The sequence below is a fragment of the Ornithinimicrobium flavum genome, from assembly GCF_004526345.1.
GTDB lineage: Bacteria > Actinomycetota > Actinomycetes > Actinomycetales > Dermatophilaceae > Ornithinicoccus > Ornithinicoccus flavus.
The window spans coordinates 3,630,824-3,643,688 of sequence record NZ_CP038213.1 but is presented as its reverse complement, the minus strand read 5'-3'; the positions used below and the strand labels follow the sequence as shown (position 1 = coordinate 3,643,688).

At 68.0% G+C, this 12,865-nt stretch carries 10 protein-coding genes and 3 pseudogenes; 5 read left to right on the top strand and 8 right to left on the bottom strand.

The window, feature by feature from the left end; all coding sequences use genetic code 11:
- Positions 1-30: 30 nt before the first annotated feature.
- Both cmtR and E3Z34_RS17230 read left to right on the top strand, forming a co-directional pair.
- Complete coding sequence (gene cmtR / locus E3Z34_RS17235; protein ID WP_066639548.1) at positions 31-390, top strand: Cd(II)/Pb(II)-sensing metalloregulatory transcriptional regulator CmtR; 360 nt, start codon at positions 31-33, stop codon at positions 388-390.
- Positions 387-985: pseudogene (locus tag E3Z34_RS17230) on the top strand (cadmium resistance transporter). Before cmtR ends, E3Z34_RS17230 begins: the two are co-directional and overlap by 4 nt.
- 285 nt (positions 986-1,270) lie before the next feature.
- On the opposite strand, the gene E3Z34_RS17225 reads toward E3Z34_RS17230, so the two are convergent.
- The gene (locus tag E3Z34_RS17225) at positions 1,271-1,675 is read right to left on the bottom strand and encodes a MerR family transcriptional regulator (RefSeq protein WP_238695257.1); all 405 of its coding nucleotides are present in this window, start codon (positions 1,673-1,675) and stop codon (positions 1,271-1,273) included.
- 85 nt (positions 1,676-1,760) lie between these two features.
- Here E3Z34_RS17225 and merA point away from each other — a divergent pair, with 85 nt between their 5' ends.
- Complete coding sequence (gene merA / locus E3Z34_RS17220; protein ID WP_134774593.1) at positions 1,761-3,128, top strand: mercury(II) reductase; 1,368 nt, start codon at positions 1,761-1,763, stop codon at positions 3,126-3,128.
- A gap of 58 nt (positions 3,129-3,186) precedes the next feature.
- Here the strand turns inward: merA and E3Z34_RS17215 are convergent, their stop codons facing one another.
- Positions 3,187-4,158, bottom strand: coding sequence for an arsenic resistance protein (locus E3Z34_RS17215; protein ID WP_134774592.1), 972 nt, complete (start codon positions 4,156-4,158; stop codon positions 3,187-3,189).
- Positions 4,159-4,324: 166 nt separating this feature from the next.
- A pseudogene (locus tag E3Z34_RS17210) lies at positions 4,325-5,154 on the bottom strand (FAD-dependent oxidoreductase); the annotation flags it as partial.
- Here E3Z34_RS17210 and E3Z34_RS18040 point away from each other — a divergent pair.
- Positions 5,140-5,454: pseudogene (locus tag E3Z34_RS18040) on the top strand (hypothetical protein); the annotation flags it as partial. The pseudogenes E3Z34_RS17210 and E3Z34_RS18040 sit on opposite strands and share 15 nt — an antisense overlap.
- A 125-nt stretch (positions 5,455-5,579) precedes the next feature.
- Complete coding sequence (locus E3Z34_RS17205) at positions 5,580-6,854, top strand: IS256 family transposase (RefSeq protein WP_238695474.1); 1,275 nt, start codon at positions 5,580-5,582, stop codon at positions 6,852-6,854.
- A gap of 161 nt (positions 6,855-7,015) precedes the next feature.
- Here E3Z34_RS17205 and E3Z34_RS17200 read toward each other — a convergent pair whose 3' ends face one another.
- From E3Z34_RS17200 to E3Z34_RS17180, 5 genes are all read right to left on the bottom strand, one after another.
- Positions 7,016-8,422, bottom strand: a complete 1,407-nt coding sequence (locus E3Z34_RS17200) for an IS1380 family transposase (protein ID WP_134772308.1) — start codon at positions 8,420-8,422, stop codon at positions 7,016-7,018.
- A gap of 221 nt (positions 8,423-8,643) precedes the next feature.
- Positions 8,644-9,669, bottom strand: coding sequence for a c-type cytochrome biogenesis protein CcsB (gene ccsB, locus E3Z34_RS17195; RefSeq protein WP_134774591.1), 1,026 nt, complete (start codon positions 9,667-9,669; stop codon positions 8,644-8,646).
- A complete protein-coding gene (gene resB / locus E3Z34_RS17190; protein WP_134774590.1) occupies positions 9,666-11,315 on the bottom strand; it encodes a cytochrome c biogenesis protein ResB in 1,650 nt (549 codons plus the stop codon). The genes ccsB and resB overlap by 4 nt, the downstream gene beginning before the upstream one ends.
- Position 11,316: 1 nt before the next feature.
- Positions 11,317-12,063, bottom strand: coding sequence for a cytochrome c biogenesis CcdA family protein (locus E3Z34_RS17185; protein WP_134774589.1), 747 nt, complete (start codon positions 12,061-12,063; stop codon positions 11,317-11,319).
- The gene (locus E3Z34_RS17180) at positions 12,060-12,656 is read right to left on the bottom strand and encodes a TlpA disulfide reductase family protein (RefSeq protein ID WP_134774588.1); all 597 of its coding nucleotides are present in this window, start codon (positions 12,654-12,656) and stop codon (positions 12,060-12,062) included. Before E3Z34_RS17180 ends, E3Z34_RS17185 begins: the two co-directional genes overlap by 4 nt.
- Between the last annotated feature and the right edge of the window lie 209 nt (positions 12,657-12,865).

Sequence of the window (12,865 nt, the reverse complement as noted above, 5' to 3'; positions counted from 1 at the left end):
TGGTACAGTCAGTGCTGTATAGTTCAGCGCGTGCTGACCATTGCTTCTCGTCTGGATGTGATGAACCGGCTGGGCCGGGCGCTGGCGGATCCCACCCGGTCACGGCTTCTCCTGGTGCTGCTTGAGCGGCCTGCCTACCCGGCGGAGTTGGCGCGCGACCTTGGCCTGACGCGCTCGAACGTGTCCAACCATCTGACCTGCCTGCGAGACTGCGGCATCGTGGTCGCCGAGCTCGAAGGCCGCCGCACACGCTATGAGATCGCGGATCCGCACCTGGCGCGGGCGCTGACCGCGCTGGTCGAGGTTGCCCTCGCAGTGGACGAGAACGCCCCGTGTCTCGATCCGGCTTGCTCGATCGCCAGATGTTGCGCCGCCGAGGCTGGCGCATGATCCTGTCCTCGGTCCTGCAGGCGATCGGCCTGTTCATCGCGACCAACATCGACGACATCATCGTGCTCTCGCTGTTCTTCGCGCGCGGCGCAGGACAGTCCGGAACCACGGCCCGGATCGTGCTGGGCCAGTACCTGGGGTTCGCGGGCATCCTTGGCGCGGCAGTGCTCGTCACCCTGGGCGCGGACGCGTTCCTGCCCTCGGCAGTCATCCCGTACTTCGGACTCATCCCGTTGGTCTTGGGTCTGTGGGCCGCATGGGAGGCCTGGCGCGGGAACGACGACGATGGTGACGATGCCAAGGTCACCGGCAAGAACGTCGCCGTCTGGACGGTCGCGGGGGTCACCTTCGCCAACGGTGGGGACAACATCGGCGTCTACGTCCCGGTCTTCCTCAGCGTGGGACCGGCGGCCGTGGTGGCTTACTGCATCGTCTTCCTCGGGCTGGTCGCGGTCCTTGTCATGCTGGCCAAGTTCGTGGCCACCCGCCCCCGATCGCCGAAGTCCTTGAGCGGTGGGAGCACATCCTGTTCCCCATCGTCCTCATCGGACTGGGCATCGCCATCTTGGTCAGTGGCGGAGCCTTCGGCCTCTGACCAGAGCCGTCGGGACTTACGACCGTGCACCAGTTACCCGGCCTCCGCTTGCCGAGCACTCCTGAGGTTCCCTGGAAGAGCCGACGGAGCGCAGTAGCGGCAGACTGCCAAACCTCCAGCTGGCCACCGAAGAATCGGAGGGTGTGTCAGAGCGGGTCGCGGGGCTGCCGGCGTACCCGAGGGATGCCGAAGGTGTGCAGTGTCACGCGCAGCAGGAGGGTGCGGTGGAGTAGTCGCGGGATCGGCATACCGGATGTGGTGTTCAGCGGCTGGAGGAGCGGTCCGTCAGTTGGCTGGTCGGGATGGCGTGGCAGACATGCTGGGGGAGGCACTGGCCGGGATCCAGCGTGGTCGCCCGATGGCTGAGCCAGCGCACATGCTCGAGAGCAGTTCGCTGAGTTGAGCGAGCCGTGCTTGGAGTGCGGCGGCGTGGTCGGCCAGCAGGGTGGCGACGTGGTGGCAGGGTGCTTCGCTGATGTCGCGGGCTGAGATGACATCCCGGATATGGGCGAGGGTCAGTCCCGCTGTCTGTGCGGCTCTGATGAACGCGAGCCGGTCCGCCGCGCTGGCGTCGTACTGCCGGTAGCCCGATGTGGTCCGTGCGGGCGCCGGTAGCACGCCGGCCGTTTCGTAGAACCGGATGGTCTTGGTGCTGACGCCGGTTGCCGCGGCCAACTCTCCGATGCGCATACCTGCACCGTAGCCCTTGACCTTCCAGTGCACTGGAAGGCTTACGGTCGAAGCGGCCCTGCGTCACGATCGGAAGAGAGCAGTCATGGTCCAGTACGACTTGATCGTCATCGGCACCGGGGGTGCGGCCATGGCCGCCGGGATCGAGGCGCGCTCCCGCGGGAAGAGCGTGTTGCTGGTCGAGCATGGTCCGCTCGGCGGTACCTGTCTGAACGTGGGATGCATCCCGAGCAAGAGCTTGCTCGCGGCGGCAGGCCAGCGCCACCGGGCGTTGAACAGCCCGTTTCGGGGTGTGCCCACCAGTGCTGATGCCCCCGAGGTGGGGGAGCTGATGAACCAGAAGCAGGGGTTGGTCGAGCAACTGCGTCAGGCGAAGTACGTCGATGTCGCCGAGGCGCACGAGTTTGCCATCACGTACGGGCATGCGCGGTTTCTGGATGAGCACACGCTGCAGGTCGAGGACCAGACGTTGCGCGCGGCGGCGTACGTGATCGCCACCGGAGCAGCCCCGCACATCCCGGACCTGGCCGGCCTGAGCGAGATCGACTACCTGACCTCGAGCACCGCCATGGAGCAGCAGGACCTGCCCGTCTCGATGGTCGTGCTGGGTGGGGGCTATGTCGGTCTGGAGCAGGCTCAACTGTGGGCCCAGCTGGGCGTTGACGTCACCCTCGTGGGCCGGATGGCCCCCTACGCCGAGCCCGAGGTCGCTGACGTGCTGCGAACCGTCTTCGAGGAGGACGGGATCACGGTGGTCGAGGAGCACGGGCGAGAAGTGGCCCCCACCGCTGAAGGGGTCAAGGTCACCACGGTCACCGGTGAGCAGGTCCAGGGCCAGCGCCTGCTGGTCGCCACCGGCCGTTACGCCAACACCACCGGTCTGGGACTGGATGCCGCCGGGATCGGCACGGACGCCCGCGGCTTCATCGTCGTGGATGAGAACCAGCGCACGACCAACCAGCGGGTGTTCGCCGCCGGGGACGTCTGCGGTGTTCCGCAGTACATCTACGTTGCCGCGCAAACGGGCCGGGTCGCCGCGTCCGGTGCGCTGGGCGAGTTGTCTACCGTGGACTACCGCGGCCTGCCCGGAATCACGTTCACCACTCCCCAGCTCGCCAGCGCCGGACTGACCGAAGCCCGCGCCCTGGAACTCGGCCACCACGCTGAGAGCCGGGTCCTGAGCGCGCAGGACATTCCGCGCGCCCTGGTCAACCAGGACACCCGCGGGGTCCTCAAGCTCGTCATCGACACCCAGACCCGCAAGATCCTGGGGGTGCATGCTGCGCTCGACGGTGCCGGGGAGCTCATGCTTGCCGCGACGTACGCCATCAAGTTCGGCCTCACCGTCGACGACCTGACCGACACGTGGGCGCCCTACCTCACGATGAGCGAAGCCCTGCGCATAGCAGCCGGTCTATTCCGCTCGACCATGCCCACCAGCTGCTGCGCCTGAGGAGAGCCGGTGAGACGGTCGGTGCAGTAGTTCCGCCACATTCCGACGGCTGGCTGGACTACGCGGATCGACGTGCTTCGGCCGGAGCCGGAGCGCGGACGATGTGAGCCAGGAGCGACAAGATCGGTAGTTCCAGCAATGGCCCCACGACGAGGGCGACGGCGATCAGTGGTCGGTCGGGGAAGGCGGCCACCGCGATCGCCAGCGCGATCGGTGAGTTACGGGCTGTGGTCACCATGGTCAGCGTCACCCGCTGGTCTGCCGGCAACTTCAGTACCTTGGCCACCGCGGTGGCCATCAGTGGCGCCACCAAGAAGAACACCCCCAAGGGCACCAGGAGACGTATGAGCTGCCCGCTGTGATCCACAACCGTCTCAGCTTGGGAGGCGAACATCGCGAACACCGCCAGGCACAACAACGGGAGCACCACCGCGCTAGCCGTCCCCACCACGACCCGGTCGCGCCACGCTGCACCCTTCGTGCGTTGGGCGGCCCACCGCACGGCTAGTGCCAAGGCGAAGGGCACGACCAGAGCGATCAGCGCTGCCTCGGTCAGCGTCGAGGCGTCCACCATGGCAGCCTCGCCACCCAACAGCAGCACATACAGCGGGAGCAGGAACAACTGCAGGACGAGGTTGACCGGCAGCAACGCTGCCGCGATCCCTCCATGGCCGCGCGCCATCGCGGTGAACACCAGGTACCAATCCGTGCACGGGGTCACCAGCAGCAACAGGAGCCCGATTCGCAGATCCGGTACGTCACCCAGGAGGCCGGCACCCAGAGCCCACGCCAGGACGGGTGTGAACACGAAGTTCAGGACCAGGCTGGCGACCAGGACGGCCCGAGCTTGGCCTGCCTCGCGCAGCCGCGAGGCGCTGAGCTGTGCGAAGACCGCCGCAATCATCACCAAAAGCAACGGCAGCACCAGATGACCGGCCACATCCCCGACCGGCAACCACGCACCGACCGCCAACCCCGCCACCGCGGCCGCAGCGACGAAGACGCTTTGGAGACGATGCAGGACTGACACCTCCACAGTCTCTTCGCTAGCCCTGCTGCGGCGAAATCAGCAATCGACGGGAGGCAGTCAGAGATGAACTCGCCTCGGCGGCTCGCTGGATCGCAGCACGCACCGGGAGGACCCTGAGCCCGTACAGCCAACTCCTACATAACGTAAAGTGATGTCGATCATTGCTCGGGACGACGCGGTAGTCACATCTGATGCCGGCGGCCAGTGCCTGTTGCTCGCTCAGTCCGGCGGCGCCGATCGCGGGGCTGGTGAAGGTGACCCTGGGCCAGGCGGGAGTAGTCGACGGAGCGGTGAGCGCCGGCGAAGGCGTTCTCGACCGCCAGCGTGCCGTGTCGGGAGGCGACGTAGACGAACGCCGGGTGGCCGGTCACGTCGCTCTCGCCGCCCACACTCTCGGGTTGGTCGAGGTGAGCTCATCGGTGACGGCGACCTGCCCCAGGTGGCCTGTGCTGACCCCGACCTGTGCCAGGTTGAGGCGCGCGGTGGTGGGGCGACGGCCGACGGCGAGGAGCAGGTGCTCAGCCTCGAAGGACCGCTGCTCGCCGGCGACGGTAGCGGTGGCCACCGCCTTTGCGGTGCCGGGGTCTCGCACGACCCGGGTGACGTGGGCGCCGTCGACGACGCGGATGCCCTCGTCCGTGAGGATCTTCCTCATGGTGCTGGTGACCTCGGGCTCCTCGTGCGAGGCCAGTCGGGACCGGACCAGCATGGTCACCTGCGAACCGAGCCGGCCGGAGCAGCTGGGCCTGTTCCAGGGCGACGTACCCGCCGCCGAGGACGAGCAGTGAGGTAGGAACGGCTGCGAGCTCCATGGCCGTGGTCGATGTCAGGTAGTCCGTGTGACCCTGCCCGTCGATCGGCGGCACCCAGGGGTGGCTGCCGGTGGCGACCAGGTAGTGCTGGGCGTGGACGCTCTCAACTGCCCCGTCCGGGGTGGACGCGCAGGATCGGGTCTTCGGTGCTGCCGTCGAACCGTGCCTCGCCGGCTATGACTCGGGAAAGACCCGTGACCTGCTCACCGAGCTCGGCTGCGCCGGCGTCATCAGCATCAAGGGGTTCCCCCTCCAGGTAGGCAAGCGGTGGGTGGTCGAACGGACCAACTCCTGGCACAACCGAAGCTTCAAGATGCTCGCCATCTGCACCGAACGCCGCACCCGGGTGATCGAGGCCTCCATCGCCCTGGCCAACGCCGTCATCATTCACCCAACGCCTCATCCACCAGGCCTGGACCACCCCCACCGCTGGGACACTCGCCCCGCCGACGCCCATGACCTATCCGCGGAACCTCTAAGCTAAGCCTCGATCCACCGATGGGCAGGTGGATGGGGACTGTCCGCTAAACGGTGTTTCTGGCCCGACGCGCCGGCTCAGCTGGCGGGGAAGGTCATGAGATGACCGAGAAGATCTCGAGCATGAGCTCGATGCCCAAGAAGGTGAAGAAGACGACCTCGCGCAGCGAGGCAGAACAGGCGGCGGTCCGGGAGCTGGTCAAGGCCGCCCGGGCCCGCGGTGAGGACCTGACCGGCCCGGACGGGCTGCTCAAGTCGATCACCGCCACCGTCCTGGAGACCGCGCTGGAGGAGGAGCTGACCGAGCACCTCGGCCACGAGAAGCACCAGGTGCCCACCGCCGGGAACGGCAACATCCGCAACGGCACCCGCCCCAAGACGGTCCTCACTGACGCCGCCGGGGAGGTGACGATCGCCGTCCCGCGGGACCGGGCCGGCACGTTCGAGCCGGTCATCGTCAAGAAGCGACAACGGCGGCTTTCGGACGTGGACGCGGTCGCGATCAGCCTGTTCGCCAAGGGCCTGACCACCGGTGAGATCAGCGCGCACTTCCACGAGGTGTACGGCGCCAGTATCAGCAAGGACACGGTCTCGAGGATCACGGACAAGGTGCTGGAGGAGATGGCCGCCTGGTCCTCCCGTCCGCTGCAACCGGTGTACGCGGCCATCTTCATCGATGCGATCTACGTCAAGGTGCGCGACGGGCAGGTCGGCAACCAGCCCTTCTACGCCGCGATCGGTGTCGACCTGAACGGCCGGCGAGACGTCCTCGGGCTGTGGGCAGGGCAGGGCGGTGGTGAGTCGGCGAAGTTCTGGATGAATGTGCTGGCCGACCTGAAGAACCGCGGCGTGCGGGACGTGTTCTTCATCGTCTGCGACGGCCTCAAAGGACTGCCCGACAGCGTCAACGCCGTCTTCCCGCAGGCGATCGTGCAGGCCTGCGTGATCCACCTCATCCGGGCGACGCTGCGCTACGCCAGCCGGAAGTACTGGGACCAGCTGTCCAAGGACCTGCGCCGCATCTACACCGCCCCCTCGGTCGAGGCGGCGTGGGCGGCGTTCGAGGAGCTCGAGGAAAAATGGGGCAAGCCCTACCCAGCCATCCCCAAGATGTGGAGAGCAGCGTGGGAGGAGTTCATCCCCTTCCTGGCCTACGACGTGGAGATCCGCCGCGTGCTGTTCTCCACCAACGCCATCGAGTCCCTGCACGCCAGGTACCGGCGCGCGGTCACCGTGCGCGGGCACTTCCCGACCGAGCAGGCCGCCCTGAAGTGCCTCTACCTGGTGACCCGCGGGCTGGACCCCAAGGGCACGGGGCAGGCACGATGGACCATGCGGTGGAAGCCCGCGCTCAACGCTTTCGCCGTCACCTTCGCCGACCGCATGCCGGCCGCGGAGAACCTCTGAGATGAACGCCAGAAACACCGTTCATCGACAGGACCCGGTGGATGGGCCGCTGTAGGACGGGGTCAGGTCTGTGACGGGGCGAGGGTCGTGAGGGCGCGCGTGAACTGCCGGTCTGCCCGGCTTTTCCACTGGGTTCCTGCTGGTAGGGACGGGGGCTGGGGTCAGGCGGGTGCTGCGGCCCGGCCGGGGCGGAGCGCGTCGTAGAGGACGGTCCAGGCGTGCTCCCAGGGCCAGTCTCGGGGTAGGTGCAGGTGCAGGCGGCGGGCGGAGGAGGCGACCCGGGCTGGCAGGTTGACCAGCTTGCGGCGGATCGTGGGCGTCGTCGCCCGCGCCAGGCGGGTGCTGCCGGTCAGGGTGGCCGCGGCGCGGGTGAGGTTGAACGCCATGACCGCGGCGATGAGCCAGGCGGCGTTGGCAGCGAACTTGCCCGAGGGCAGGTGCGCCAGGGCCGAGGCTTTCAGGTCGGCGTGGACGTTCTCGATGACCGCGTGGCCCCGGTGGACCTGGTCGGCGGCCACGGTGTCCCGCTCGGTGGCGGGCGTGGTGGTGAAGAACGCGTGGAAGCGCCAGGTGTCGAACATCGACTCCTGCCCGTCCTTGGCCCTGGGGTTCAGGTCCGGGACGCGGCGCACCACCAGCCGGCCAGTGACCTGCTCGGACTTCTTGGCCGAGGTGAACGCGGTGTAGTCGATCTCGGCGACCTCGGCCCGCGAGACCCACCTGCCGGTGGCCTGGTCGTAGATCGCGTCGGTGTACCTGATCGTGGTCCACGCGTCCTCGGCGATCGCGGCGATGGCGCGCTTGACCGCCGGGTCCAGCCGCACGGTGATCGAGACCTGTGCACCGGCCCTGTCGGCGGCGCCCACCAGGGCGGCGGAGTAGAACGCGGAATCGGCGCGCAGGAGCACCGGTCGCCCGGCCAGGTGGCTGCGCCGGACCAGCGCCAGGGCATCGGTGGTCAACCGGGCCGCGCCACGGGAGGAACCCACGGAACCCTTGCGCAGGCGTTGGGCGGCGATGACCGGGGCGGTCTGCTCGGTGGACACGGTCGCCAGCAGCGCGTTCAACCCTCGGACCCCGCTGTAGCCGAACCCGGCGCCCTGCTTGGCGTAGCCGTGGACCTCCACGATGGTGTCGTCCAGGTCGAGCAGCACCGTCCCGGTGTCGCCGGCCCGGCCCAGCAGCCCGGTGCGCCCGGCCAGGGCGAGGGTGAAGCGGGAGGCGACCGCGTCGCCCTGGCGGACGTGGCCGAAGGTGAACGTGCGCAGGAACGAACCGAGCGTGGAGGGGGCATAGGGCCGTTCGAACAGCTTGCCCATCGCGCCGTGGCGCAAGAGCCCCATATCCTCGATGCTGTCCGCGCCGGCGGCCATACCCGCCACCAGGGCGGCCAGCTTGGCGCCGGCGTTGGCGCCCTTGTCGGTCGGCAGGCTCAGGTGCTCATCGCCCAGGGCGTGCAGGCCGGCTTCTTCGGCCAGCGTCATCAGCGGGACAAGCCCGGCGGCAGACACGAGGTTGGGGTCATCGAACGTCGCGGAGACCACGGGGAGGGTGTGAGAGAGTTGCATCTACGAGATGCCCTTCCGGTTTGGGTGATACGTGCTCTAGACAAGTCGTATCTTCCCAGGTCAGAAGGGCATTTCTCGCTTTCCCACGCCGCTTCACCGGCTCACCCGATCGGTGGATCCAGGCTAAGACGGGAGCTTGCGCCAGCAGATGCCGTGTGTCAGGCAGGGAGCACTGAGCGCCGTCATTGGCGGGCGGTCCCTTCACCGATTCCGGTTTGTCATCAGGCCACTCCGGAGTAGGAGTGCAGGCCGGTGATGAGCAGGTTCACGACGGTGTAGTTGAGGATGATGCACAGCATGCCGACGAGCGCCACGTAGGTGGCCTGTCGTTTGGTCCAGCCACTGGTGGCGCGGGAGTGCAGGTAGGCGGCGTAGACGACCCAGATGATGAAGGTCCAGATCTCCTTGGGGTCCCAGCCCCAGTAGCGGCCCCAGGCCACCTCGGCCCAGATCGCGCCGGTGATGAGGGTGAACGTCCACAGCGGGAAGGCGAAGATGTGGATCCCGTAGGTCATCGTCTCCAGTTTGTCTGCCTGGGGCAGGCCGGCCAGCCAGCCCCGGATGCGGTTTCTCTTCTCGGCTGAGTCGCGCAGCAGGAAGGCGACACCGAGGGCGGCCCCGATGATGAACAGCGCCACGGACAGCGTGGCGAGGGTGACGTGGATTGTCAGCCACATGGTGTTGTCGAGGGCGGGCATGAGTTGGGAGGCCTCGGTGTACCAGATCTTGCCAGCGCTAAGGACGGCCATGACTGGCAACACGACGAAGGGACCAAGCCACAGCCGGTCGCGTTTCAGGCTCCACGTGGAGTAGACGATGAGGGCGAAGGATGCGGCGACGATCGCGAACTCGTACATGTTGCCCAGCGGCCAGCGTTGTACCGACACCCCGCGCAAGATCGTGCCGCCGACGACTCCGAAGGTCGCCAGCCAGGTGAGTTGCACCCCGATGATGCCCCAGCGGCGGGTGACCTCGGCGGGATGACTGACTGTTGGTGGCTCGACGGCGGTGGTGGTCGGCCCGGTTGGCTCCGGAGCGTCGATTTCGCGGCCGTCTCTGGCTTCCGTCTGAGAGTCGGTGCCGGCCCCAACGCGGACCCTCTCTGCGACTTTGACGGAGGCGGCGCGTTCCCTGGCGGTTCCGGTGACGGCCAGGTGTGCCGAGAAGGAGATGAGGGCCAGCGCGAGCACGGCCAGGCTTGCCCAGATGGCGATGTCGCTGGACAGGGCCAGCTGTGGGTCGGTCATACCGTGTCCTTGTCTCGATGGTGGGTTTTAGGAGTATTGGTCCGGCCACCCGTGGTCCCGGTGATCCGGAGCAGGACGTCGTCGACGACGGCCTGGAGTCCGGGGTCGCTGCCCTTGGACTGGCCACCGATGCTCACTAGTGTCTGCATCGGACCATTGATGGGGTGTTCAGGGTTGATCCGTACGTAGATCCGGCGCCGCTTGATACCGAGCATCAGGGCCAGGCCGACGGTGGTGGCGATCGCGAAGCCAAGGGCGGGCATCCGGCCCGGGTCGTGCCGCGCCAGCAGCCCGGCCCAGCGGATTATGCCGTCGAACTCCACGGTGGTGCCGTCGGGTAGCTCGAAGTACTCGCCCGGGCGGATCAGCATCGCGACGGGGTTGCCCTCCTCGTCGGTGAGCTGGGTCATCTGGTCGGTGTCGATATTGAAGACCGACTGCGGGCGCCCGTCGGGGAACAGGTTTCCCTCGAATGCCGTCAGTGCCAGCACGGGGTCGACCAGGCCGGGGAAGGAGGACGTCATCCCCAGCTCGGGATCAATGCGCAGGGTGGGCAGGAAGCCGCCGACCAGACCGAGGCCGGGGTCTCGCGCGGTGACCTTGATGGCGCCCTCGCTGGCGTAGTTGTTGTCCTGTGGGAGGAAGGTGACCGCGTCGGAGTAGAGGACTTCTCCGTCGGGGTCGCGGATGGTCACGATGGGGGCGTAGCCGTTGCCGAGCAGGAAGATGGAGTCTCCGGCCACGGAGATCGGGTGGTTGACTGCGAACTCCTGCTGCTCGGGTTCCTGGCCGGGGACCTCGACGGTGGCCAACCCGTCGAACCTGCGGGGTTGGCCGAACTGGGCGCCGTCGGCCTGGCTTTCGAAGGCTACGTCGAGCTGGTTGAGTTCCACGGTGAACGTGGGAATGTCTCCCTCATCGGCCAACGGGCTGAAATTGAGCGTGTCGAAGCTGCCGGCAGTGGCCGTCCACGACTGCCCCTCCTGGATGATGATCTCCCCGCGCCAACCGAACAGGTTACCGGCGGCGAAGGCGACGATCACACCCAGCAGAGCCAGATGGAAGAGCAGGTTTCCGGTCTCCTTCAGGTACCCCTTCTCGCCAGTGACCCAGAGATCGCCGTCTTCGGCCTCGCGCAGCCGGTAGCCCTTCGCCTTCAGCGACTGCCGGGCTGCGGCCAGTACCTCGGGTGCCTCGGCGGTGAGGGTTCCGTCGGCGCGGGCGTGCAGCCTGGCCAGGCGCCGGGGTGCCGGCGGCGGCTGGGCTCGGATCGAACGCCAGTGTTGGCGCATCCGCGGGATGATGCAACCGACCAGGCTGATCACCAGCAGCAGATAGATCGAGGCGAACCACGGGGAGGAGAACACATCGAAGAGGAACAACCGGTCCAGCCAGGGCGCCAGGTCGGGGTTGTTCTCGAAGAAGGTGCGCACCTGCACCGGGTCCACGGAACGTTGCGGGAAGATTGAGCCGGGGAAGGACGCGGCCGCCAGCAGCAGAAGCAGGTAGATGGCGGTGCGCATGCTGGTCAGCTGCCGCCAGGCCCAACGTGCCCAGCCCAGTGCGCCGAGCCGGGGGCCGCCCAAGGTGGTGCGGTCCTTGGGATAGGACGGCTCGATCCGTTCCGGTGTTCGCGTGCTGGCCATGTCAGATCACCGTGGTGAAGTTGCTGGTCAGTCGGGTCTGGACCCAGGCCATCGCCTCGGCCCAGACGCCGAGGACCATGAGCACGCCCAGCAGGATCAGCAGGACCCCGCCGGCCCGCTGCACGAGCAGGTAGTGGCCGCGCAGCCAGCGCGAGCCACGACTGACCGACCCCATGCCGGCCGCGACCAGGACGAACGGCAGACCGAGGCCGACGCAGTACGCCACGGCGAGCACGACCGCCCGGCCGAGCGCGCCGTCACCGGGCAGGATCGAGGTGCCCAGGGTCTGGATCGCGGCGAGCGCGGGCCCGGTGCAGGCGGAGAAGCCCAGCCCGAAGACGACGCCCAGCAGAGGAGCGCCGGCCAGCCCGGACGCCGGGCGCCAGCGCACGGAGAAACGGGGGGAGACCTGCAGCAGCATGACCAGACCCAGCCCGGTGACGATGAGGCCGCCCACGCGCAGCAGCAGGTCCTGGTTGGCGGCCAGGACCATCCCGAGGGAGGAGATCACCACGCTCATCGCGATGAACACGACGGAGAACCCGGCCACGAACAGTCCTGAGCCGACGACGGGGCGCCACCGGGGCGGGGCCGGGGTCCGGGGGGCGCCGCCGCTCATGCCGGAGAGGTAGCCGATGTAGCCGGGGACCAGCGGCAGCACGCACGGGCTGGCGAAGGACACGAGGCCGGCCAGGGCCGCGATCGCGGCGGCCAGCAGCAGGGGGCCGGTGAGCACGACCTCACTCATCGCCGGCCTTCGCTGTCGAGCACGTCATCGACCAGGCCGCGCAGTGTCGAGGCGTCCACCTGTCCGCTGACGCGGGCGGCCACCCTGCCCTGCCCATCCAGCAGGATCGTCGACGGGGTCGCCACAGCCAGCCCGCCGAGCTGGGCACGGGTGCGCCCGCCGTCGTCTTGCAGCGAGGGGTAGGAGACGTCGTAAGCCTCCTGGAAGGCCAGGGCGTTCGATACCGAGTCACGGCTGTTGACGCCGATGAACTGCACCGGCTCACCCGCCTCGCGCAGGTCGGAGGCAACCTGCTCCAGGTCGGGCGCCTCCTCGATGCACGGACCGCACCAGGAGCCCCACACGTTGATCACCACGACCTCGCCACGGTGGTCCGCAGAGGACCAGGGCTCCTCCTCCAAGGTGGTGCCCTCGAGCGTGATCACCGTCTCGCGCTGCGCGGGCGCCAAGGCCTGCACGGTGCCGTCACCGGCGACGTAACCCTTCTGGTCTCCCTGGCGCATCTGCTCGTTGATGCTCGACTCTTCCCCGCTGCAGCCGGCGAGGGTTAAGGAAGCGGCAACGAAGAGGGCTATGACGCGTGCTCGGTTCATCGGCCCACCTCGGCGAGAGGCTCTTTGTTGACTCCTGCAGGCGGGCGTGCCCGCATGGCGGTGAGCCCGGTGACCTCGGGATCGTCTGCCGCGTCGGTCCACTGTGTGTGGCCCATGGTCAGTGCCTTTCGCCTTCCGCCTCAAGGACGTGACGGTGTGTCTTTGGTACGGACCTCGAGGGTGTGCACGCTTTCACCGGGGCCGGACCG